This window comes from Leucobacter sp. CX169, from assembly GCF_017161405.1.
Lineage (GTDB): Bacteria > Actinomycetota > Actinomycetes > Actinomycetales > Microbacteriaceae > Cx-87.
In genome coordinates this window covers 211,502-233,459 of record NZ_CP071051.1, presented here as the reverse complement: position 1 = coordinate 233,459, position 21,958 = coordinate 211,502, and the positions used below count along the sequence as shown (strand labels likewise).

Here is a 21,958-nt window from a genome sequence, read left to right as displayed (position 1 = left end):
TTACTGATTCGTAGACTCAGCACCATACCCGATGCCCGGGCACCCACGAACAGGAGTCACCAATGTCGACGACCCCCCACATCTACCTTTCGGCGAGCGAGGTGCTCGCGCGCTTTCGCGACGGGAGCCTGACGCCCTCCGCCTACGCCGCCGAGCTGTTGGCGCACATCAACGCCACCGAGGGGACGATCAACGCCACCACGGGCGAGCGCCTCCCGATCGACGAGGCGCTCGCTCAGGCGGATCGGCGCTACGCCGACGGCACCGCGCGTCCGCTTGAGGGCCTGCCAGTCGTGCTGAAGGAAGAGCAGTCGATCAAGGGCCACCCCGAGACCAACGGCAGCCCCCTCTTCGCGGACGACATCGCGGAGGAGACGCACCCGATCATCACGCGCATCGCCGAGGCTGGCGGCATCCCGTTCGTGCGCTCGACCACTCCTGAGTTCTGCATCGCCGGGTACACCCGCGGCAAGCTCTGGGGCATCACACGCAACCCCTGGAACCCGAAGTTCGCCGTCGGCGGGTCCTCGGGCGGCTCGGGCGCCTCGCTCGCGGCCGGCTACGCCCCGCTCGCCACGGGCTCCGACATCGGCGGATCCACCCGCATCCCCGCGTCGTTTAACGGGGTCGTGGGGTACAAGCCGCCGTATGGCCGCAACCCTGCCCCCGCGCCGACCAACCTCGATCGCTACTGCACCGACGGCCCGATGGCCCGCACGGTTGCCGACGTCGCACTCCTACAAAATGTCATCTCGGGCCAGCACCCCGACGACCCGGTAAGCCTGCCCTGCCCGCCTACCCTGGTGCCGAACGGCGACCTCACCGGCAAGCGCATCGCGCTCGCCGTGACGGTGGGCAACTACGGCGTACAGCAGGACGTGCGCGAGGCGGTCGCCGCGACGCAGGCCTGGCTCGAGGCCGCCGGCGCGACCGTCACCCCGATCACTGTGCCCATCAACCACGACTTCGTGCTCGAGACCGCCCTCACCCACTTCGGGTCGATTTTCGTGCCCTGGATCGAGGCGGTCGTCGGCGAGGAAAACGCCCACATGCTCGAGCCGTACACGGTGCAGGCTATTGAGGGATCCCGCGCGGCGTTCGCGAAGCACGGCGTGCTCGGCGGGCTCGCCCGCGAGGTCGAAGTTCACGAGGAGATCGCCAAGATCTTCGCCGAGTACGACGCACTCGTGTGCCCCGTGGCCGGCGTGCCCGCGCTGCTCGCCGACGAGTACTACACGGACGGCATTACGATCGACGGCACGCACTTCGAGCAGTACCTGTCCGTCGCGCCGACCACGATCTTTAACATCGCGAACCGCAACCCCGTGCTCGCGGTCCCGGTCGCGCGTTCGGCGGACGACGTGCCGATCGGCGTCCAGGTGGTCGGCGCACCCTACGCCGAGGCAATCGTGTTTGACGTCGGCGCAGCCCTCGAGGCTGGCCGCGGCGCCTGGTACCAGGACGAGGCTGAGCGCCCCGCCTACGGGCAGCGCACCGCGCAGGCCGTGTAGCCTCACCACTGCACACCTGTTGGACTCGGTTTGAGGAGCGAAGAGATGACGACGACGCAAGCGGCACCCGCGCGCACGCGGCTCTCGCGGGACATCATCGTCGACGCGCTCCTCGCCGAGGCCCGCAGGTCACCGGGGGCCGAGGTGAGCTTTCGCACGCTCGGCTCGGCCCTCGGGGTCAACGCAACCGCCGTGTATCGGCACTTCCGCGACAAGGACGAACTCTTCCGCGCCGGCGTCGATCGGCTCTACACTGAGGCGCTCGCCCGGGTGGATCGCGCCGAGCCGTCGTGGCGCGCCCGACTCACCCAGTACTCCGACGCCCTCGTCGAGGTCTTCCTCGAAGCGCCCGCGATCGGGCAGCTCGCCCCGCTCATCGACGGCCGCGGCATCGGCGAGCTCGCCTCCATCGACTTTGCCTTCGAGGCGCTCGAGCAGGCTGGCCTTGACGAACCCCAAATCATCGCCGCGTACAGCGCGCTCGCCGGGCACTCCCTGGCCCTCGCCGCCGGAATGGCGCGCGAGGCGGGCCGGGACGGGGAGGCGGGCGAGGCTACGCCCGGGCCGGCCGGCACCGGGCCGCGTCCCTGGATCACCGCGTTGGACGCGCACGCGCTCGCGCAGTTCCCGCGCGTGCATGCGCGCCAGAGCGCCTTGCGCGCGCTGAGCACCCTCGACGTGTACCGCGCCGGCGTCGGGGCGATCCTGGACTCGATCTCGCCGCGGTAGCCCCGCGAGCCCGGGCCGCAGTTCTACCCGACGAGGAAGACCGTGTGCCGAACTTCGTCGGCCTCACGCACGCCGTCCGCGACGAAGACCGCGCGGGTGAGCGCAGAGACCTCGTCCGCCCCACTCGAGAAGCTCAGCGCGACGCGAAAGTACACGCCGTCGGGCGAGGGCCTGCGAATCCCGCGGGCACGCACCGCGATCAGCGCGCCCGCGCGCGTCTCCACGAGGTACTGCGCATCGATTTCGATCGTGCCGTCGGCCCGCACCAGCTGCTGATCCGCACCGCCGGGGAGCACCGTGCCGCCAAGCCCAGCGAGCCCGAGCGTGGCCGCCCCGTCCAGCGCCGCGAGTTCCCCGCCCAGGATGGCGGTCTCGCGCCGCTGGCCTCGGGCGGTCTGCTCGCCCTCGACGGGGGCGCTGACCCGCACCCGCAACTCGAGCACGGGCACGAGCTGCGGGGCGGGCGGTGCTGCGGCACTCATGATCGAGGGGTCAGCGACGAGCGAGCGTTCAGCGAATCGGGGTGGAATCCCGCCGCGAGCTTGTACTCTGCCGCGATCGATTCCAGTTCTTCCCGGCTGATCACCTCGTGCACGTGGGCGAAGCCCTCGGGGGCGCGCTCGCGGGCGAGTTGCATGACCTTCTCCGGCCCCGTCTGGCGGGTGAGCTCGAGCAGGCGCGCCGTCGCCGGGCGCCGCTCCGCCTCGTACGCGGCGAGCGCCTCGTCGATGCTCGCGGCGGTGGCCAGCTGATAGGCGAGCGTGCGCGCGTCCAAGATTGCCTGCGAGCCGCCGTTCGACCCGTTCGGGTACATCGCATGCGCGGCGTCGCCCAGCAAGACGGTGCGCCCGAAGGTCCAGCTCGGGATCGCATCGCGGTCGACCATGGGGTATTCGAGCAGCTCTTCCGCATCGGCAATGACACCGGGGATGTCGAGCCAATCGGTCGTCCAGCCGGCGAACAGCTCGGCGATCGGGGCCGGATCGATCTCCCGGTTCCAGTCAGCGTCGCCGCTGCCGGGCACTCGCTTCTCCGCGATGAAGTTCACGCGGACGCGCCCGTGCTCCCCCGGCGCCTCGAGCGGGTAGGCCACGAACTTCTGCTCGGCGTCGCCCACCATCACCATGGTGCGGCCGTCGAGGTACTCCGGAACCACAGCGGTGCCGCGCCAGAGCGTGAGGCCGCTCCACGGCGGCGCGCCCTCGCCCGGGTAGGCGATCGCGCGGGCGGCCGAGTGGATGCCGTCGGCAGCCACGAGCACATCGCCCGACAGCTGCGTGCGGGTTCCGTCCGCGAGCTCGAAGTCGGCGGTCACCCCGTCCGCCGTGTCTGCGTAGCCGACCAGCCGGTGGCCCAGCCGCACGACGTCACCGAGGCGCTCGGCGACGATCTCCTGCAACAACACCTGCAGGCGCCCGCGGTGCACCGAGAGCTGCGGCCATTCGTAGCCCGCGTCCTGCCCGCGCGGCTCGGTCCAGATCTCCTGGCCTTGCCGGTTGTAATACGCGAGGTTGCCCGGCTGAACTCCGAGCTCGGCCACCCGGTCCGCAATGCCGAGCTCGGTGAGCTCGCGTACCGCGTGCGGCAGCAGGTTCAGGCCGACCCCGAGACCGCGAATCTCGCGGCTGCGCTCTGCGATGACGATGTCGCGAAACCCTGCGGCTTCCAAGCTGAGGGCCGTGATGAGGCCGCCGATGCCGGCGCCGGCAATGATGATTCGCACTCTGGAGTACTCCTGTAACTTCTGTGAACGGTCTGGGAACTCGGTGGCGCTATGCCCAGGCGGGCTTCGGGACGGAATCGATCAGCAGCTGGGTGTACTCGTGCCTGGGGTGACTCAACAGCGACTCAGTCGGGCCGCCCTCGACGATCTCGCCACGGCGCATCACGATGGTCTCGTCACACACCCGGCGCACCACCCCGAGGTCGTGGCTAATGAACAGCACGGTCAGCCCGCGCTCTTCGCGCACCCGAGCAAGCAGGTCAAGCACCTGCGCCTGCACCGAGACATCGAGCGCGCTCGTCGCCTCGTCCATCACGATGAGCGCCGGATCGATGGCGATCGCGCGCGCGATCGCCACACGCTGCCGCTGGCCGCCGGAGAGGGTGCGCGGCAACGCCTGGGCATGATCCGCCGAGAGCCCCACGGATTCGAGCAGCTCGATCACTCGCGACTTCGCGTCGGAGTCGCTGAGCTGCGTGTGCAGCCGCAGCGTGTCCTCGATGGCGCGGCCGGCGGCGATCCGGGGGTCGAGCGACAGGTACGGATCCTGGAAGACCATCTGCACGCTGCGCGCACGGGCCAGGCGCTCCGCGCGGTTACGCGGCGGCTCCTGCGTTTCGCCGCCGATGCGCAGCTCGCCCGAGTCGACGGGCTCGAGCCCGACGATCATGCGTGCGAGCGTCGACTTGCCCGAACCGGATTCGCCCACGAGGCCCAGCGAGCCGCCCTTCGGGATCGCAATCGAGGCGCCGACGACGGCCTTGACCGCGTCCCGGCCCTTGGGGTAATACGTTTTTGCGAGGTCGCGCGTGAAGAGCATCGGCTCGGGGACATCCGTCAGCCCCGCAACCTCTGCGGCAGCTGCGGCGGGATCGGCAGGGTCTGCCTCGCGCGCCTCGACCGTCGGGGTCGCCTCAATGAGCTTCTTCGTGTACTCGGCCGCGGGGTGCAGGAAGATCTCGCGGGCGGTGCCCTGCTCTTCGAGCTGGCCCTGCTTCATCACGTACACCCGGTCGCAGATGGACGCTGCGAGGTTCAGGTCGTGCGTAATGAAGAGCATGCCCATGCCCCGCGCGGCGCGCTGCTCTGCGAGTACGTCGATAATCTCGGCCTGCGTCGTCACGTCGAGCGCCGTCGTGGGCTCGTCGCAAATGAGCAGCTTGGGCGAACTCGTGAGCGCCCCCGCGATCATCACGCGCTGCAACATGCCGCCCGAGAACTCGTGCGGGAACTGGTCGAGGTGCTCCTCCGGGCGCGGCAGGCGAACGGCCCGCAGCAGCTCGAGTGCGACGCCGCGCGCCTCCGCCTTCGGCACCCCGAGGCAAAGCCTGAGCGACTCCGTCATGTGGTCGCCGATCGTGCGCATGGGGTTGATGCCCGCGCGCGGATCCTGAAAGATCATCGAGGCGCTCGTGCGGCGCACCTCGAGGAGTTCGGCCTTGTCGGCACGCAGCACGTCGTGGCCGTCGATCGTGATCCCGCCGCCCATGCGGGCGCCCCGAGGCAGCAGCCCGATCACCGAGCGGGCGGTCAGCGACTTGCCCGAGCCGGACTCGCCGACCAGACCGATCGTCTCGCCGGCCGCCACCTGAATGGAGATGCCGTCCAGCAAGCGCTTCCCATTGGGCAAGTCAAGCGTGAGTGATGAAATGTCGAGCAAGGTCATGCTGAGACACCTCCTCCAATTCGTTCCGAAAGTTCTTCGCCAATGATGTTCACGGCAACCACCACGATGACGACCGCGACCGCGGGGACGATGGCCGGCAGAAAGTGCCCGCCGACGAGGCCGGTCTGGGCCTCGTTGATCATCGCGCCCCAGTCGGCCTGCGGCGCTTGCACACCGAGACCCAGGAACGAGAGGCCGGCGAGCTCGGCGAGCACGTAGCCGAAGTTCAGCGTGGACTGCGCGCCGACGACGGGCGTGACGTTCGGCAGCACCCGGCGCAGCGCGATCCACGGACCGCTGAAGCCCTGCACGCGGTAGGCCGCGACGTAGGGACGATTCCGCTCCGCCATGATGAGCGAGCGGGTCAGCCGCGCCACGAACGGCGCGTAGGCGATGCTCATCGCGATGACGGGGGCGACGAGGCCCTTCCCGAACAGGGCGACCGCCATGATGGCGATCAGCAGTGCGGGGAAGGCGAAGATGACCTCGAAGAAGCGGCTCAGCACCGCATCGATCCAGCCGCCGCGCCAGCCGGCGAGCAGTCCGAGCAGGATCCCGACGACCGTCGAGAAGATCACGACAAGCAGCGGGCCCAGGAGGGCGGTGCGAGCGCCGAAGATCATCCGGCTGAGAATGTCGCGGCCGAGGCCGTCCGTGCCGAGCCAGTGCGCGGGGCTCGGTGCCCCATAGAAAGCGAGGAAGTCAACCGCGTCGGGGTCGTACGGGGCCACCCACGGCGCAAAGATCGCTGCGAGGGTGATGATCGCCATCACGATGACGCTGCCCCAGAACAGTCGGTTCGAGCGGGGCTTGCGGGGCGCGCGGATCACGCGCACCGCAGAGGTGGGGTTCAGCGTGGCATTCATCGGGCATCAGCTCCAGCGGCGGCTCGGGGGTCGATCCAGGGTTCGAGTAGGTCGACGATGGCGTTCACAATTACAAACGCGGCGACGATCAGCAGCACGATGGCCTGCACGACGGGGAAGTCGAGACGATCGACCGACTGCACGAGCAGCGAGCCGAGCCCGGAAATACTGAACGCGGCTTCGACGAGGGTGCTCGCGACCAGGAGGCCGGCGATCAGCAGGCCGCCGACGGTCAGGATCGGCCCGAGGGAGTTGCGGAAGATGTGGCGGCGGACGACGGAAGCCCGAGTCAGGCCTCGGCTCGTCGCGACCTCGACGTGCTCGCGGCCGATCTGCTCGACCATCGCCGAACGCGTCACCTTGCCCACGAGCACGACGAACACGATCGCGAGAGCGACGGCGGGCAGGATCAGGTGGTACACCGTGTCCCAGAAACCCTCGCCGGAGCCAAAGGTGGGGAACCACCCCAACCCCACGGAGAAGATCGCGATCAGCACGATCGATCCCACGAAGGATGGGATCGCCCCCAACACGGTCATCGTGATCAGGATGGCGCGATCCGCGAGCTTGCCGCGATTCAACGCGGCGATGATGCCGCCGGCGAGACCGACGATCGCGATCATCAGCCCGGCCATGACCACGAGCGTCAGCGTCACGGGGAGCCGGTCACCGATGACGGTGGTGACATCCTGGCGGAACTGGAGAGAGCGACCGAAGTCGCCCCTGAAGATGCCGAAGATCCAGTTGAGGTACTGCTGCCAGGGGGGCAAGTTCAGCCCGAACTGTTCGGTCACTGCCGCCACGGCTTCGGGACTCGGCTTGCGTCCGCGCAGCAGGAAGCTCACCGGATCGCCGGGAACCATAAACCGCGAGAAGAACACGAGCAGCGAGGCCAGGAAGAGCGTGAGAAGCAGTGCACCAAGCTTGGATGCGATGCGTCGCGCGTAGGTCATCGTAAATTCTCCGAAATGATGCGTCGGTCGGCGGCCAGGAGGTCGCCGACCGACGCGAACAGGTGGTGCTTAGCGAGCGCCCAGCTGGGCAGCCCACGGGAAGTACAGGTGAGCAATCGAGGGGCTCAGGCCCGTCACTCGCTCACCCATGTAGACCGACATCGGAATCTCGTAGAGCGGTAGCCAGGGCAGCTCGGCGTTGGCCATCTGCTGGGCCTGCGCGGTCAGTGCGCCGCGCGCATCCGGGTCCATCGTCTGGCCTGCCTCGGTGACGAGCGCGTCGTACTCCGGGTTGGACCAGTTGGCGTAGTTGCTGAACTCGCCCGTGCGCAGAACGCCGTACATCTCGAGGGGGTCTGGGCTGGAGAGGTACCAGGACGTGTAGAAGAGGTCGACGCCGGCGCGCGCATCCGGGTCGGAGAAGAGCGCCGTGTACGCGTTCGGAGTGACCGTCTCAATCTTGATGTTCAGGCCGATCGCCTTGCCGGCGGCGGCAGCCGCCTGCGAGACCACCGCAAACTCCTGCGAGATCGGCGCGGTGACCAGGGTGATCTCCTGACCAGCTGCACCCGCCTCTTCAATGAGCTTCTTCGCGGCTTCGACGTCGAACGGGTACTCCTCGAGTCCGTCAAAGGCCTCGGCGGTGTTTGCATCGCCGGACTGGCCCCAGACGGATTTCGTCGTCAGAGCATCAGTGACGTCGCCGATACCAGCGTTGGCCGCCTGCGAGATGCCCTCGCGGTCAAGCGCCATCAGCAGCGCCTTGCGCACGCGGACATCGCCCAGCGGGCCGTCCAGGTTCGAGACGATCAAGCTCGACACTGCGGTGTTCAAGCCGAAGAGCATGTCTCCCGAGCCGCCCTCTTGCAGCTGCGAAACTGCGTCGAGCGGGACCATCCACGAGCCGTCAACCTCGCCCGACTTCAGCGCGTTGATGCGCGCCGTGGCGTCGTTCATGAAGACGATCTTGAACTCGTCCGACTTCGCGACGAGTTCCTTGTCCCAGTAACCTTCGAACTTCTTCAGCGTGATCGACTCGCCGGACTTCCACGAGTCGAACTGGAACGGACCGGTGCAGTTCACGCCACCGGTCGAGTTGCCGTAGTCGGCGCCGAGCGTCTCCAGGGTGGCTGCCGACTCGATGACGCCAGCCGAACCACCGAGGCCCTGGTTGAACTGCGAGTCAGGGATGGTGGTGGTCACCGTCACCTGCATGTCGCCGGTCTTCTCGATCGACGCGACGTTCTGGTAGACACTGAACCACGCCGAACCCACCTCGGGGTCCAGGATGCGGCTCATCGAGGCGACCACGTCGTCCGCGGTCAGCGGGGTGCCGTCGTGGAACGAAACGCCCTGGCGGATGTTGTACACCCAGGTGGTGGGGGTGGGGTTCTCAAACGACTCCGCGAGGCCCGGGGTGAGGGTGAAATCCGGGTTCAGGCGCAGCAGCGACTCGCAGACGTTCGCGAGCACCGAGTTGTCGGCGTAGTCGAACGCGTAGGCGTAGTCGAGCGAGTACGGCTCGGCGTAGCTCGCCCAGGTAATCGAGTCGATGTCGCCCGAGGGCGCCGGCGTCGTTGCCGTGAGCTCCCACTCGACAGGGGCGGCAGTACCGCCTTCAGCCGTGCCGCCGGAGGCGCAGGCCGAGAGCGCGAGGGCCGCAACAGCGGCCCCGGCGACGAGGGTAATCCCGCGACGGACGCGGGTCTGGGCAATAGTTCGCATGTTCTTGCTCCTAGCTGAGTGAGGCGGTACGGGTAAAAACAGGGGCTCCGGCGATCCACGTCGAGTCGATCTGCGCGGTGTGCAGGTCCTCGTCGGCGAGGGCGAACGGGTTGGGCTCGATGACCACGAGGTTCGCGAGATAGCCCTCACGGACATAGCCGGTGTCGTGATCGCGGTGGTTCACGTAGGCGGATCCCGACGTGTACGCGGCGAACGCCGTCGCGAGGTCGAGGCGCTGGTGCTCGCCGCCGAGCGGGCCGGCGTCGTAGTCGGGGACGACGCGGTTCACCGCGACGTGGATGGCCAGCAGCGGGTCGGCCGAGGACACCGGCCAGTCGCTGCCGGCGGCAAGGCGGGCGCCGCCGCGCACGAGGTCTCCGAACGGGTACTGGCGGGCGACCGCCCCCTCCTGCATGAACGGCAGGGTGAGGGTGTCGATCTGGTCTTCGTGCGTCGCCCAGAGCGCTTGGAGGTTCGCGACCGCGTCAACCTCGGCAAATCGCGGGGCCTCGGCCTCCGCCACCACCTGCAGGTGGGCGAGGTGGTGACGGCCGTCGCTTGGGCCGTTCGCCGCACGCGCCGCACCGACCGCGTCAAGCGCGTCGCGCACTGCCTTGTCGCCGAGAGCGTGGAAGTGGACCTGCATACCCGCGGCGTCGAGGCGGGTGACGGCCTCGCGCAGGATCTCCGGGTCGATGAAGGAGATGCCGTGGTTGCACGTGTCGTGCCCGTCGACGTCGCGGTAGGGCTCGATCATCGACGCGGTGAAGTTCTCGGCAACGCCGTCGACCATGATCTTGGTGGTGCCCAGCTGGAAACGGTCAGCCGTGCCGCTCGCGCCGCGCTCGTCTCGGCGACGCAGCATGGCGTCGATCTGCTCGAGCCCGCCCTCGCGGTCGAACCATTGCGATCCGACGACGTGAACGAGCAGCGTGTCTTCCTTGATCGCGCGCTCGTAGGCCTCGATGCCGCCCAGGCCGGGGCCATTCTCCCCCAGCATGGCGTCCTGCCAGCCGGTGATTCCGAGCGCGATCAGTTCCTGCTGCGCGCGGAGCAGGCCGCGGTACGCGAGCTCGTCGCTCGTCTGTGGGCGCACCTCAGCGAAGAGCTCCATCGCGCCCTCGTGGAAGGTGCCTGCGGGGAAACCGTCCGCCTCGCGCTCGATCCGCCCATCGGCAGGATCCTGCGTGGTGGCGTCGAGGCCCGCCAGGCGGATCGCGGCGGTATTCGCCCAGGCGCTGTGGTGGTCGCGGCTCGAGACGAGCACGGGGCGATCGGGAACGATCGCGTCGAGGAGGGCGCGGGTCGGCGCCCCGCCCGGGTAGTGGTCCATCGACCAGCCGCCGCCGAGGATCCATTCCTCGTCGGGGTTCCCCGTGGCGTACGCGGCGACGATCGCGACCGCTTCGTCGGCGCTTTCGCCACCGGTGAGGTCGCACTGCAGCATTTCGACGCCGCCGCCGACGGGGTGAATGTGCGCGTCCTGGAAGCCCGGGGCGAGCAGCTTCCCGGCGAGATCGACCCGGGTGGTGTCCGGGCCGACGAGCCCGTCGGCCTCGTTTTCGGGGACAACCGCGACGATGGTTCCGGCAGTCACACCGACCGCGACACCCTTCAGCGGCAGTCCGGACCCGGCGAACACTTCGCCTCCGGTGAACAGCACATCGACAGCCATTGTCGTCTCATTTCATCGTTGAACAGATGTCGTGAGCGTAACCAGAAAACAATCTGCTTGTCAACGTAATTGACAACTCGTGTGCGAACCGTAATCTTGAGGGTAATCAGGTGTGAGGAAGTTCGCCCACACTCTGTGCCACGATTGACGTGCAACGTTGCGCGAGAAGGAGACACGATGGCACTCGACACCACCGCCTTGCAGGAACAGCCCTCGCCGGGAGCCACCAAGGTGCGCCTCGACGCCGCCTCGATCATCGCCGCGGCCCTCGAAGTCACGGCGAGCTCAGGATCCATCAGGCTCTCCGCAAAGGCGCTCGGCGCCCACCTGGGGGTCGACCCCACGGCGATCTACCGGCACTTCCGCAACAAGGGCGAGCTCATGGAGGCGCTGCTCGATGAGCTCAGCCTGCGTAGTTTGGCCGCGGTGACCGCGCCGCCCAGCGAGTGGCAGGACCGGCTGCGCCAGCTTGCCAATGCCACTCTCGTCGAGTTCTGCACCCATCCGGCGATCGCCGCTGAGGCGATGGTGCTCACCACGCACGGCCCGGGCGAACTCGCCGCGATCGAGCTCATGCTCGATGCGTTCACCGAGGCAGGGCTCGACCCCGATGAGGTCGTCCAGCACTACGCGCTCTTGTCCTCACACGTGCTCTCCACCGCGTCCGGCATCGCCCGCGCGCGCGCCGAGGGTCACTTTGCCCACCGCGGCGGGGACCTTGAATACTCGCCTTGGTTCGACGGCCCGGTGCTCGGCGACCCGCGGCTGCACCCGCGCATCATGGAGCTCACCGCGCAGCTCAACGGGCTCGACGATCGCGAGATCTTCGTTCGGGGTGTCGAGTCGGTGATCCGCTCGGCCGAGCACCTCGCGGCCGGCTAGCGCCGCACCGCGAAGGGGCTCAGGTCGATGGGGCGGCCGCCACTCTCGACGGCTCGGCCGGCGATGAGCGAGGCGACAACCTCCCCGGTCACCGGTCCGAGCGAGAGCCCGTGCATGTTGTGCCCCGTAGCCACGATCACCTCGGGCCGGCCCGCCACGGCGCCCAGCAGGGGCATCCCGTCGGCGGTCATCGGGCGGGCACCGACCCACTCCTCGGTGCGGGCACCCCAGTCGGCGTCAGCGACCAGCTTCGACGCAAACCGCGTCAACACCTCAATGCGCGCCGGGTTGAGTCGCGTGGGGTGGCCGTCGAATTCCATCATGCCGACGATGCGCAGTCGCCCGTGCATCGGAATCGCGACGCAGTGGAGGTCCATCGCGTGGATGAGGGTGCGTGGCAGCTGGGCGACCGGCACGGTGTAGCTGTACCCCTTCCCCGAGACGACGGGGGCCGAGCGGATGCCGGAGCGGCGCAGGATCGGAGTTGTCCACGCCCCTGCCGCCACGACGACCCGGTCGCCCGAGACGGTCACCTCGGCGCCCGTCCGGTCCATGCACACCACGCTCGCGCCAGCGCCGAGCCGGCGGGCCTCGAGTCCGGTGCGCACCTGGGCGCCGGCCGCCTGAACGTGCGCGATCATGCTCGCGGTAAAGGTGACGGGGTCGAGCGAGAACTCCCCCGGCAGCATGAACCCGCCAGTCACCCCGGGCTGGAGCGCGGGCTCGTGCGCGGCAAGCTGTTCACCCCGCAGGATCTCGCCGGGCGCGGTCCCCCACCCGTTCGCCGCGCGCGCCCGGTACGACGCGTGCCCCGCGAGCAGGATCCCCTCGTTCGAGCTGGTCATCAGAAAGCCGTCGCCACCGCCGGAGGTGTCGATACCGTCCGCGGCCATCCGGTGCAACGCCGGCAGCAGCCCGTCCGAGAACTGCGCGAGCGCCACGGCACCCGCACGCGCCCGCACCCGGCCTGAGGAGCGCAGGAACCCGAGGCCAAAGCCGGCCAGGCGGGGCAGCGCGAGCGCCGAGATCGAGAGGTAGGACGAGCGCGTAAACACGCCCGCAATGACGTCCCTCGCAGTGTTCGGCGAGGCGAGGGGGGCCACCTGCTGCGGAGTGAGCTCGCCGGCGTTGCCGGTCGCGGCGCCGCTGCCGAGCCGGTCCCGCTCGACGATCGTGACCTGGTGCCCGTCGCGCAGCAGACTGTAAGCGGAGCACAGACCAATCAGGCCGCCGCCCACGACGATCACATGCTGGCCCGTCACGAGGCGGCACCGCGTGTTGGCCGCGCGGCTTCGAGCAGCGAGGCGGCGCGGACCTCCGCGGCGAACGCCTCGACGAGAGCACGGCTGGCGACGGTGTTCTCGTCGTCCACGGCCAGGGCTTCACGGATCATCTCGGCCCGGTCGAAGCCCTCTTCTCCGAGCGCCGCGTCGTCCCAATTCGCGAGGTTCGCGGCGCCAGCCTCTGGGTGGAACTGCACCCCGCGCACGTGCGCGCCGATGAGAAAGGCCTGGTTCTCGACCGCGTCGCTCGACGCGAGCAGGACCGCCGACTCGGGCAGCCGAGTGATCATGTCCTCGTGATTCTCGATCATGGGGGCCGCAGCGCCAAAGCCGACGAACAGCGTGTCTTCGCGACCTCGCGCGGTCGGGCGAATGACAGTGCTGCCGCGCTCTTTCGGACCGTAGTTTGCGCGCACCTCACCCCCGTCGACGTCAGCGATGACCTGCGCCCCGAGGCAGATGCCGAGCGTGGGAAGGTCCCGATCGATCGCCTCGCGCACGAGTGCCCGCTCCTGCACCAACCACGGTGCGTGCGCGTAGTCGTCCGGCATGAACCCGCCACCGAGCAGCACCAGCCCATCAAAACCCGCGAGGCCCGCGGGCAGGCCGTCCCCGCCAAACACCTCGTGCACATCGGCGCCCGCGTCCGAGAGCCAGGTGCCCAGCCTCCGGGGGCCCGAGTCCGGGTGGTTGATCACAACAAGAATGCGGGGCGCGTTAGGCAAGTCTTCTCTCCAGTTTCATTGTTGTATCGACGGCCGGAACAATCGCTGCCGGTTCCGGTTCGCCGGCCCTCCCGGCGAGGAAGGCCTCGTAGTCCGGGTCGGCGCGCTCCAGCACGCGCAGCACATTCTCGCTGGCCAGGCCGCGCAGCTCGTCCTCCGACCAGCCTCGGCCGCGGAGCTCCGCGAACAGCGCCGGGTACCCGGACACGTCGCCGAGCCCGTCGGGCATCGAGTCGGTTCCGTCGTAGTCCGCGCCGATGCCGACCGCCTGCGGCCCGGCCACCTCGCGGATGTGATCGAGGTGGTCCGCGACGTCCGCGACCCCCACGTGTGGCGGATCGCCAGCCTCTCCCGCCTCGACCCACTGCCGTCGCGCTTCCGTGAGGAACGAGGGCACGAAGGCGACCATGACGACACCCCCGGACGCGCCAATCAGCGCGAGCACGTCGTCGGGCACATTACGGCGGTGCTTGCACAGCTCCCACGCCCCGGAGTGACTGACGATCACCGGGCGCCGGCTTTCCGCCAGCACGTGACGCATCGTCGCCGGGGCCACGTGGGCGAGGTCGACCAGCAAGCCCACGCGATTCATCTCGCGCACCACCGCTCTGCCAAAGTCGGACAGGCCACCGTGTCGCGACTCGTCGGTCGCGGAGTCTGCCCACCCGGTCGTCCGCGACCAGGTCAAGGTCAGATACCGGGCGCCCAGTCGCGCGTATTGGCGCAGCACGGCGAGGGAGCCGCCGAGCTGTTCCCCGCCCTCGACCCCGATGAGCGACGCGATACGCCCGTCGCGCATCGCCGCGCGCACCTCGGCGGCGGTCCGCGCCGATCGCAGGTGTTCCGGGTACGCGTCGATCAGCCGCTGCACGAAGTCAATCTGCTCGAGGGTCGCGACCACCTGTTCGGCGCCCGCGAGCACCGGGTCGACCCACACCGACCAGAACTGCCCGGTGACCCCGCCCAGCCGGAGGCGAGCGATGTCGGTGTGCAGGCTCGGCACCGACTCGTCGAGCCCGCCGGTGGCGTAGCCGCGCAGCTCCCGGCAGGCCCATGCCAGGTCGTTGTGTCCGTCGATCACGGGTATCAGTGCGCTCACGAGCGGACCCTGCGCTGCGTCGAGAGCTCGTCGACCGCCGCCGAGTCGAAGCTCCGACTGGCCCACTCAATCACTCGCTCCACGTCCACCTCGTGCCCGAGGCCGGCGGCCCGGGGCACCGGAACTCGGCCGCCCAGGGCGCGCACTGGCGGGCTGACGATGTCGCTCGCGTAGTACTTATCGGAACCCGATACGTCGGACGGCAACGAGAAGTTCGGGAGGGAGGAGATTGCCACGTTGGCCGCCCGGCCCACCCCGAACTCGTGCATGCCCCCGCACCACACGGGCACCTCGGCGGCGGCAGCGACGTCGTGCGCCCGCTTCGCCTGGGTCAAGCCGCCCATGCGGGAGACCTTGATATTCACGATTCGTCCCGCGTCGAGCCGCAGCATCGTCTCGATGTCCTCGACCCCGACGATCGACTCGTCGAGGCAGACGGGCGTATCAATCTGACCCTGCAGCTCGGCATGGGCGAGGAAGTCGCGCACCCCGAACGGCTGCTCGATCATGGTGAGCGCACTCTCGTCGAGCGTCCGGAAGACCGCCGTCGACTCCGCGGTGCGCGGGTAGGCGCCGTTCGCGTCGACGTGGAGGTCGATGCCGGGGAAGGCCGCGCGCACGGCACGGACGACCTCGACGTCCCAACCCGGCGCGATCTTGAGCTTGACGCGCCCGTACCCGGCCTCGAGCTGGGCCGCCACCTGCACGAGCAGGGCGTCGATCGACGACTCAATTCCGAGAGACACCCCCGCGACGACCTCGGTGCGGGTGCCGCCAAGCGCCGCCGCGAGCGATACGCCGCGTCTGCGTGCGTGCAGATCCCAAGCGGCACCGACGAAGCCGGCCCGCGCGAACTCGTTCCCGCGCACCTTCGCAAACGCCGCGTCGCAGTCCTCAGGGCGACTCCACTCCGCGCCCAGCGTGGCCGGGACCAGGTAGCGCGTGGCGATCTCCCATGCGGTCTCGGTCGTTTCCGCGCAGAAGTAGGGGTCGCTCGGCGACGCGATCTCGCCCCAGCCGACGGCCCCGTCGGCGTCCGTGAGCTCGACGAGCACGTGGGCAATGGCCGACTTGCGGTGCGAGCTCGTCTGGAAGCTGTGCAGGAGCGGCAGCTCCAAAAGGAACAGTCGCACCCGATCGATCCGCATCGGCGGCGTCATTCTTGCGGCACCTCGTGGTCGGGATCGGGGCGATACAGGCCGAGTTCGGCGGCGTACTTGTCCCGCATCGAGAGACGCCGACGGGCGCCCTTCGCACTCGCCGTCGTCAACGTGCTGAGCAGGTGACACACCGCGGCCACCGCGGTCGGCGAGTCGGCGTACGAGGCCGATCCGGTGTGCACGCGGATCAGCACACTCGCATAGGGGGCGAGCGGCGCGTCCTCGCTGTCGGTGATGACCACCAGCTGCCCACCCGCTTCATGGAAAAGCCGTCCGAGCCGGATCGTCTCCTCGCGATACCGGCGCATCGAGAACACCACAAGGACGTCGCTCGAGCGCACATCGGTGAGCACGGTGATCGGGGTGAGCCCGAGCCCGTCAATGAGGAAGACGTTCGACAGGGTGGCCGACAGGTCCGCGTTGAGCAGCTGCGCGTACGCCGCGGCCTTCCCTTCGCCGCCGATGTAGCGGCGGCGAGCACCCAGGATCAGTGCGGCGGCCCGCGGCATCTCGCCCGTCGCAGCGAGCTCATCGAGCGTCTGCGTCAGCGATCGAACCTCGCTTTCGATGACGCGCGCCTGAATGCCCTCCGCGGAAAGGTTCGTGCGAAATCGCTCGCCGAACCGGTCGCGGGGTGACACGAGGGAGCGGTCAAGGTCACCGTTCTCATCCGAATTCATGATTGCTCCTGTCGAGGTACTGCTGGTGAAGGGTGGTCCGCGGCGAGCGCGGTTCGCGGAACGAAAAGGTACGCGGTCGTTTCGGGTTCGAGCCGCCGACAGTCGATGATCACCCGTCCCGCCGCAAACTGGGCGCGAAGCGTGTCCGCGAGGCGCGTACGCAGGTGCTCGGCCGCGCCGGCCGCGGCGGGCAACGGCACCCAGACTGCCTCGCCCTGCGGCACCGCCTGGCCCCAGCTGCCGCGGTCGAGCAGCGGCGCGGCAGTTTCGCGCAGGTCGCTCGCGTGGTCGGCACCCGTGCCGAGCGCCCATTCAGCCAGCAGACGGTCCGTGCCCGGGCGCCCGTAGTAGTCGGCGAGGTAGTCGGTTCCGATCGCACCGAGCGTCGAGAAGTTGAAGTGTCCATTGCGCACCAGGACTGGGTCGAAGGTCCACCGCATGCTCCGGTGCCCCCAACGCTCGGCGACCCGGCGCTGCAGCATCTTCAGCTGCCGGCCGAGGCCCTTGCCCTGGAACTCGGGGTCGACTACCGTCGCCTGCGAATAGTGGTACTCGCTCCCGGAGGCGTCTTTCCCCGCAAACCCGTAGGCGAAGCCGACAAGCCGCTCGTCGGCCGTGAATACTCCGACCACCGAGCCACCGTTGTCCTTCAGCGCGAAGAGCAGGTTCGGGTTCAGCGCGAAGCTGGGGTCCTGGTACGCGAACACCCGGCCGTAGAGTTCGTTGGCCGCCTGCACGTCCTCAAACCTCAGGAGTTCGCGGCCGATCAGCCCGGGGCGCCCCGACGCTCCGCCCGCGCCGGCGGGGTCGAGGTGCGCGACAATTGCGGCACCCACCGGGGACGAAATGATCATTATATGTTTCCTATAAATCGGATGATCGGCGTTTGATGGCTAATGTTATTGGGCTATTGCCAGACATTCAAGTGTCAGATACGTTTCGTAACATGAACACCAACGCATCGAGCAAACGTGGCAACGCCGCCGCGGTCTCCCTGCTGCGGGAACTCGTCCATATTGAGACTCCCTCGCTGAATGTCGCCGCGAGCGCGCGGATCGCCGAGGTGCTCACCTCGCACTTCACTGAGATCGGCGCCGAAGTCACGCTGCGTCCGACCTCCGCCGGGACGAACCTCATCATCACCGCTCCCGGGGTGGGCGAACCCCTCCTCCTCGTCGGCCACACCGACACGGTGTGGCCGGTCGGAACCCTCGCCGAGGCAATGCCCTGGCGCGAGACGGACGGCAAGCTCGCCGGCCCCGGGGTCTACGACATGAAGAGCGGGATTGTCGTCATGCACGCCGCGCTCTCTCGGCTCGCAGGGACGCCACACCGCGCCGTGCGGATCGTTCTCGTGTGCGACGAAGAGGTGGGCTCCCCCACCAGCCAGGCGGTATTGCGAGAGGCCAGCGCCGGAACTGTGGCGGCCCTCGGCTTCGAGTCCCCCCACCCCGATGGGGCCTTCAAAATCGGCAGACTCGGCAGCACGCGTATCAAGCTCACGGCCGGTGGACGGGCCGCACACGCGGCGCTCGACCCGGAACTCGGGGTATCAGCGATCGACGAGCTCATTGATCAGCTCCTGCACATCCGAGCGATCACGGCCTCGCCCGAGCTTCCCTCGCCGGTGCTCAGCAACATCGGTGTCATCCGCGGCGGTGCCCTCACGAACGTCGTACCCGCCAGCGCAAGCGCCGAGATCGGCCTGAGATTCGGCGATCCGGCGACCGAGGAACACGTGTTGCGGGCGATCGCCGCGCTGACCCCGGTCCGCTCCGGGGCGACCTTCGACTGCGAACAGCTCAGCCACCGGCCCGCGTGGTTGGCCTCCGCGGCGGACCGTGCGCTGCTCGAGACGGTTCGCGCTGCCGCGCTCCGCGTCGATCAGCGCGTCGAGGGGCGCCCGGCCAGCGGCGCCGGCGACACCAATCTGCTCGGCTCCCTCGGCCACCCCACGCTGGACGGATTTGGCCCGCGAGGCGGCGGGGCTCACGCCGAGAACGAGCACGTCCTGATCGATTCGCTGCACGAGCGCATCGAGCTCCTGGTGGCGGTGCTGATGCCATGATCCGAATCGTAAGGCCGGATCAGTGCCGGGGCGCCGCCTCACGCGATGGCCGGCACGGCACCGACAAGATCCCTCCATAACACGCCGATCACGAGAGCCCAAACCACCAGAAAGCTATACAAGCCGCCGCGGCGCACCCTACTATCAGGGTACCTCGGTACGAGAAATTACGATTCATATCTTTGAATCAGCACGGTCATGATGGAGTGGACGATGCGCGAATACGGTCAAGCCAGGCGGAGCAACGTGGCCCGCCCGACCCCGACCGTCCGCACGCGCCCCACCCCGCTGGCCCGCAGCCCCCGAATCACTCTGACTAACCCGTTTGACCACGACCGCATTAAAGGAGATCCGGTATGAAAACAGTGAAAGCTCTGGTCGGCATGGCGGCGGCACTCGCCATCATCGCCGCGCCCCTCTCCGCGGCACAAGCCGCCGATGAACCCACCGAGTCCTCGCTCCGCCTCTCGAGCTCAATGGACGAGATCGACACCCTCAACCCGTTCACCGCGGTGTTCAACGAGGCGCTCATCGTGCTGGACTACGAGTACCAGCCGCTCGCCGGCATCAACGAGACCGGCGATTACGGCGGGATCCTGGCCGACGACTTCTCGGTCGACAACACCACCTGGACCTATCACATTCGCGACAAGGCGACGTGGTCCGACGGCGAGCCGGTCACCGCGGACGACGTGGTCTGGACGTACGAGGCGGTCATGGGGAGCAAGCCCCTGCAGGTGGCCAACGGCGAGTCCGTCGGAAACATCAGCTCGGTGACCGCGGTCGACGACAAGACCGTCGAGATCGAAACCACCGCCCCGACCCCGCTGCACCCCGGGATCCTGCCCATCGTGCCCAAGCACATCTGGGAGAAGATCGACAACCCCGAGGAATACCCGAACACCGAGGACGTCGTCGGCAGCGGCCCGTTCATCATCGAGGAGTACAAGCAGGGCACCTCGATCACGCTGAAGTCGAACGAGCACTACTGGAACGGCCCGACGGGCGTCGACAAGCTGCACATTGTGGGCTTCAAGAACACCGACGCCGCCGTGCTCGCGCTGCGCAATGGCGAGATCGACATGCTCGGCGGCCTCAACTCTGCCCAGTTCGACTCACTCGCTTCGGTCGACGGCATCGAGCCCTATCAGGTGGAGTCGAAGCACTTCTTTAACCTGACGCTCAACGGTGGCTGGAAGACGACGGGCGGCGAGGCCTACGGCACGCAGAACCCGGTCCTCGAGGACCAGGCGTTCCGCCGGGCGATCGGCCAGGCGATCGACCGCAAGGTGCTCGTCGATAAGGTCATCAATGGCCTCGGCAGCGAGGGCCCGACCATCCTGCCCCCGGGAAGCCCCGGTGGGTTCTTCACCGAGCTCGAGGGCGTCGCCCTCCCGCAGGGCGTCGAAGAGGCAAAGAAGTCGCTCGAGGCCGCCGGGTACACCACCGACGCTGACGGGAACCGCCTCGACAAGAACGGTGCCCCCATCACGCTGCGCATGATGTTCAACGGCGGCAGCACGTCAAACACGGCGGCGTCCGAGTTCATTGAGTCGTGGTTCAAGGACCTCGGCATCGCGATGGAGCTGAAGAACACCAACTGGGACGAGATGGGCGAGCTGATCCCCAAGGGTGACTACGACACCTACATCGATGGCTGGGGCGTCTCGCAGGATCCCGATTACATGCTCTCGATCAACGTGTGCAGCACGCTGCCCGACGAGCCCGGCGTGTCGAGCTCGTCGCAGTCGGGCATGTGCGACCCCGAGTACGACAAGGTCTTCGAGGCGCAGCACACCGAGCTCGATCCCGAGAAGCGTAAGGAACTCGTCACCGAAGCGCTGACGATGATTTACGAGTACGGCAACACCGCGATGTTCTACTACGACGACGCGCTCGGCGCCTACAACTCCGACCGCCTCGACAACCTGCTCGTGGTCAACGGCTCGCCGAACAACCGATTCTCGATTGCTCAGGCCACCATCAAGGGCGCCGAAGGCGAGTCCGGCGACGGCGGATCCGGGGTCCCCGCGGTAGCGATCGGCGTCGGCATCGCTGCCGTCGTTCTCGCCGGCGGCCTCATCTTCGCGATTCGTCGCAAGAAGAGCGTCGACGACCGGAAGTAGGTAGGCCCGAAATGAATCGCGAGAATCCGAGCACCACCGCCCCCGACACCGGGGCACCGCCGCACTCTCCCCGCGCAAGCGACGAGGCGGCGGACGTCCGGCACACCGGGAGCACCTGGAGATACCTCCTGGTGAAGGCGGGTGGCTCCGCAGTGAGCCTCCTGATGGTGGTGGTGCTCGGATTCTTCGCATTCCGGGTCCTTCCCGGCGACCCCGTGGCCGTGCTGACCCGCGGCCGCCAGGTCACGAACGAGCAGATTGCCCAGTTGCGAGATCAGCTCGGCTTGGATCGCCCGATTCTGGTCCAGTTCTGGGAATACCTCGTCGGCCTTCTCAAAGGCGACCTCGGAGACTCCTTCGTGTTCCGCACCCCCGTGACGCAGCTCATGGGGCAGTATGTCGGCCCGACGCTTCTGCTCATGAGCGTCTCGATGGTCCTCACCGTCAGCATCGGGGTCTGGGTCGGTCAGCGTGCCGCGTGGAAGCGGGGCGGCTGGTTCGACCGCTCCGCGACCTGGACCTCGCTGTTCTTCTGGTCGATGCCCACCTTCTGGTTCGGGCTCCTCCTCCTCCTCGTCTTCTCGGGCACGGGACTCTTCCCGAGCAGCGGCATGACCACGGTCGGCGCCGGCTACACCGGGTGGGCTTACGTGCTCGATGTCGCGCGCCACCTGGTGCTCCCGGTCCTGGCGCTCTCGATCGCTTCGTACGCCCAGTACGTCCTCATCATGCGCTCCTCACTGCTCGAGGAACTCGGGCAGGACTACCTCGTCACTGCGCGAGCCAAGGGCCTTCCCGAGGACCTCGTGCGGCGCCGACACGCGCTTCCGAATGCGCTCCTGCCGACCGTGACCATGATCTTCCTGCAGCTCGCAGGGCTCATCAGCGGAGCTGTCACGGTCGAGACCGTGTTCTCGTGGCCGGGGCTTGGATACCTCACCTTCCAGGCGATCCAGGGCCCCGATTTCCCGGTCTTGCAGGGCACGTTCGTCGTGTTCTCCTCGATCGTGATCTTCATGAACTTCTTCGCCGACATCCTGTACCGGGCGATCGACCCGCGGGTGCGCGCAGCATGAGAGGCGAGACG

General features: G+C 68.2%; 19 protein-coding genes. 6 read left to right on the top strand and 13 right to left on the bottom strand.

The features are described 5' to 3' along the window. Positions 1-62 precede the first annotated feature (62 nt). Together JW030_RS01025 and JW030_RS01020 are read left to right on the top strand one after the other, a co-directional pair. On the top strand, positions 63-1,511 hold the full coding sequence (locus JW030_RS01025) for an amidase (RefSeq protein WP_188046456.1): 1,449 nt from the start codon (positions 63-65) through the stop codon (positions 1,509-1,511). 45 nt (positions 1,512-1,556) lie between these two features. Next, entirely contained in the window at positions 1,557-2,240 is a 684-nt protein-coding gene (locus JW030_RS01020) for a TetR/AcrR family transcriptional regulator (RefSeq protein ID WP_188046457.1), read from the top strand. A 23-nt stretch (positions 2,241-2,263) separates the two neighbouring features. On the opposite strand, the gene JW030_RS01015 is transcribed toward JW030_RS01020, so the two are convergent. The 7 genes from JW030_RS01015 to JW030_RS00985 all read right to left on the bottom strand — a co-directional run bounded on the left by JW030_RS01015 (position 2,264) and on the right by JW030_RS00985 (position 10,848). After that, positions 2,264-2,722 carry a DUF3237 domain-containing protein gene (locus JW030_RS01015; protein ID WP_188046458.1) on the bottom strand — a complete coding sequence of 153 codons (459 nt, stop codon included), beginning with the start codon at positions 2,720-2,722 and terminating at the stop codon, positions 2,264-2,266. Next, positions 2,719-3,963 carry a flavin-dependent oxidoreductase gene (locus JW030_RS01010; RefSeq protein ID WP_188046459.1) on the bottom strand — a complete coding sequence of 415 codons (1,245 nt, stop codon included), beginning with the start codon at positions 3,961-3,963 and terminating at the stop codon, positions 2,719-2,721. Before JW030_RS01010 ends, JW030_RS01015 begins: the two co-directional genes overlap by 4 nt. A 49-nt stretch (positions 3,964-4,012) precedes the next feature. Further along, the gene (locus JW030_RS01005; RefSeq protein ID WP_188046460.1) at positions 4,013-5,629 is read right to left on the bottom strand and encodes an ABC transporter ATP-binding protein; all 1,617 of its coding nucleotides are present in this window, start codon (positions 5,627-5,629) and stop codon (positions 4,013-4,015) included. Then, positions 5,626-6,495, bottom strand: a complete 870-nt coding sequence (locus JW030_RS01000) for an ABC transporter permease (protein WP_188046461.1) — start codon at positions 6,493-6,495, stop codon at positions 5,626-5,628. Before JW030_RS01000 ends, JW030_RS01005 begins: the two co-directional genes overlap by 4 nt. Continuing rightward, a complete protein-coding gene (locus tag JW030_RS00995; RefSeq protein ID WP_188046462.1) occupies positions 6,492-7,448 on the bottom strand; it encodes an ABC transporter permease in 957 nt (318 codons plus the stop codon). The genes JW030_RS01000 and JW030_RS00995 overlap by 4 nt, the downstream gene beginning before the upstream one ends. Before the next feature lie 69 nt (positions 7,449-7,517). Beyond that, positions 7,518-9,173: an ABC transporter substrate-binding protein gene (locus JW030_RS00990; protein ID WP_188046463.1), complete on the bottom strand. Its 1,656-nt coding sequence runs from the start codon at positions 9,171-9,173 to the stop codon at positions 7,518-7,520. A 10-nt stretch (positions 9,174-9,183) separates the two neighbouring features. Next, positions 9,184-10,848 carry an amidohydrolase gene (locus tag JW030_RS00985; protein ID WP_188046464.1) on the bottom strand — a complete coding sequence of 555 codons (1,665 nt, stop codon included), beginning with the start codon at positions 10,846-10,848 and terminating at the stop codon, positions 9,184-9,186. A gap of 177 nt (positions 10,849-11,025) precedes the next feature. Here JW030_RS00985 and JW030_RS00980 point away from each other — a divergent pair, with 177 nt between their 5' ends. Further along, positions 11,026-11,730 carry a TetR/AcrR family transcriptional regulator gene (locus JW030_RS00980; protein WP_188046465.1) on the top strand — a complete coding sequence of 235 codons (705 nt, stop codon included), beginning with the start codon at positions 11,026-11,028 and terminating at the stop codon, positions 11,728-11,730. Here JW030_RS00980 and JW030_RS00975 read toward each other — a convergent pair. From JW030_RS00975 to JW030_RS00950, 6 genes are read right to left on the bottom strand one after another with little or no spacing between them, the layout of a single operon-like run. Beyond that, positions 11,727-12,992 carry an FAD-binding oxidoreductase gene (locus tag JW030_RS00975; protein ID WP_188046466.1) on the bottom strand — a complete coding sequence of 422 codons (1,266 nt, stop codon included), beginning with the start codon at positions 12,990-12,992 and terminating at the stop codon, positions 11,727-11,729. The two genes, JW030_RS00980 and JW030_RS00975, sit on opposite strands and share 4 nt — an antisense overlap. Next, complete coding sequence (locus JW030_RS00970; protein WP_188046467.1) at positions 12,989-13,738, bottom strand: type 1 glutamine amidotransferase; 750 nt, start codon at positions 13,736-13,738, stop codon at positions 12,989-12,991. The genes JW030_RS00975 and JW030_RS00970 overlap by 4 nt, the downstream gene beginning before the upstream one ends. Beyond that, positions 13,731-14,837 carry a dipeptidase gene (locus JW030_RS00965; RefSeq protein WP_241095489.1) on the bottom strand — a complete coding sequence of 369 codons (1,107 nt, stop codon included), beginning with the start codon at positions 14,835-14,837 and terminating at the stop codon, positions 13,731-13,733. The genes JW030_RS00970 and JW030_RS00965 overlap by 8 nt, the downstream gene beginning before the upstream one ends. Then, positions 14,834-15,997 (bottom strand): o-succinylbenzoate synthase, encoded by a 1,164-nt coding sequence (gene menC / locus JW030_RS00960; RefSeq protein WP_241095488.1) that lies wholly within the window; start codon positions 15,995-15,997, stop codon positions 14,834-14,836. Before menC ends, JW030_RS00965 begins: the two co-directional genes overlap by 4 nt. Next, positions 15,994-16,677, bottom strand: a complete 684-nt coding sequence (locus JW030_RS00955) for a MurR/RpiR family transcriptional regulator (RefSeq protein ID WP_188046468.1) — start codon at positions 16,675-16,677, stop codon at positions 15,994-15,996. The genes menC and JW030_RS00955 overlap by 4 nt, the downstream gene beginning before the upstream one ends. Further along, entirely contained in the window at positions 16,674-17,531 is an 858-nt protein-coding gene (locus JW030_RS00950) for a GNAT family N-acetyltransferase (RefSeq protein WP_188046469.1), read from the bottom strand. Before JW030_RS00950 ends, JW030_RS00955 begins: the two co-directional genes overlap by 4 nt. A gap of 92 nt (positions 17,532-17,623) precedes the next feature. Between JW030_RS00950 and JW030_RS00945 the strand changes: the two genes are divergently transcribed. From JW030_RS00945 to JW030_RS00935, 3 genes are all read left to right on the top strand, one after another. Beyond that, positions 17,624-18,745, top strand: a complete 1,122-nt coding sequence (locus tag JW030_RS00945) for a M20/M25/M40 family metallo-hydrolase (protein ID WP_188046470.1) — start codon at positions 17,624-17,626, stop codon at positions 18,743-18,745. 356 nt (positions 18,746-19,101) lie between these two features. Beyond that, positions 19,102-20,871, top strand: a complete 1,770-nt coding sequence (locus JW030_RS00940; RefSeq protein WP_188046471.1) for an ABC transporter substrate-binding protein — start codon at positions 19,102-19,104, stop codon at positions 20,869-20,871. 11 nt (positions 20,872-20,882) lie between these two features. Next, positions 20,883-21,947: an ABC transporter permease gene (locus JW030_RS00935; RefSeq protein ID WP_188046472.1), complete on the top strand. Its 1,065-nt coding sequence runs from the start codon at positions 20,883-20,885 to the stop codon at positions 21,945-21,947. Positions 21,948-21,958 lie beyond the last annotated feature (11 nt).

Excerpts from the sequence above, each read along its gene's own strand:
- JW030_RS01025 (WP_188046456.1), top strand. The coding sequence starts at position 63 with ATGTCGACGACCCCCCACATCTACCTTTCGGCGAGCGAGGTGCTCGCG.
- JW030_RS01020 (WP_188046457.1), top strand. The coding sequence starts at position 1,557 with ATGACGACGACGCAAGCGGCACCCGCGCGCACGCGGCTCTCGCGGGAC.
- JW030_RS01015 (WP_188046458.1), bottom strand. The coding sequence starts at position 2,722 with ATGAGTGCCGCAGCACCGCCCGCCCCGCAGCTCGTGCCCGTGCTCGAG.
- JW030_RS01005 (WP_188046460.1), bottom strand. The coding sequence starts at position 5,629 with ATGACCTTGCTCGACATTTCATCACTCACGCTTGACTTGCCCAATGGG.
- JW030_RS01000 (WP_188046461.1), bottom strand. The coding sequence starts at position 6,495 with ATGAATGCCACGCTGAACCCCACCTCTGCGGTGCGCGTGATCCGCGCG.
- JW030_RS00995 (WP_188046462.1), bottom strand. The coding sequence starts at position 7,448 with ATGACCTACGCGCGACGCATCGCATCCAAGCTTGGTGCACTGCTTCTC.
- JW030_RS00990 (WP_188046463.1), bottom strand. The coding sequence starts at position 9,173 with ATGCGAACTATTGCCCAGACCCGCGTCCGTCGCGGGATTACCCTCGTC.
- JW030_RS00985 (WP_188046464.1), bottom strand. The coding sequence starts at position 10,848 with ATGGCTGTCGATGTGCTGTTCACCGGAGGCGAAGTGTTCGCCGGGTCC.
- JW030_RS00980 (WP_188046465.1), top strand. The coding sequence starts at position 11,026 with ATGGCACTCGACACCACCGCCTTGCAGGAACAGCCCTCGCCGGGAGCC.
- menC (WP_241095488.1), bottom strand. The coding sequence starts at position 15,997 with ATGACGCCGCCGATGCGGATCGATCGGGTGCGACTGTTCCTTTTGGAG.
- JW030_RS00955 (WP_188046468.1), bottom strand. The coding sequence starts at position 16,677 with ATGAATTCGGATGAGAACGGTGACCTTGACCGCTCCCTCGTGTCACCC.
- JW030_RS00950 (WP_188046469.1), bottom strand. The coding sequence starts at position 17,531 with ATGATCATTTCGTCCCCGGTGGGTGCCGCAATTGTCGCGCACCTCGAC.
- JW030_RS00945 (WP_188046470.1), top strand. The coding sequence starts at position 17,624 with ATGAACACCAACGCATCGAGCAAACGTGGCAACGCCGCCGCGGTCTCC.
- JW030_RS00940 (WP_188046471.1), top strand. The coding sequence starts at position 19,102 with ATGAAAACAGTGAAAGCTCTGGTCGGCATGGCGGCGGCACTCGCCATC.
- JW030_RS00935 (WP_188046472.1), top strand. The coding sequence starts at position 20,883 with ATGAATCGCGAGAATCCGAGCACCACCGCCCCCGACACCGGGGCACCG.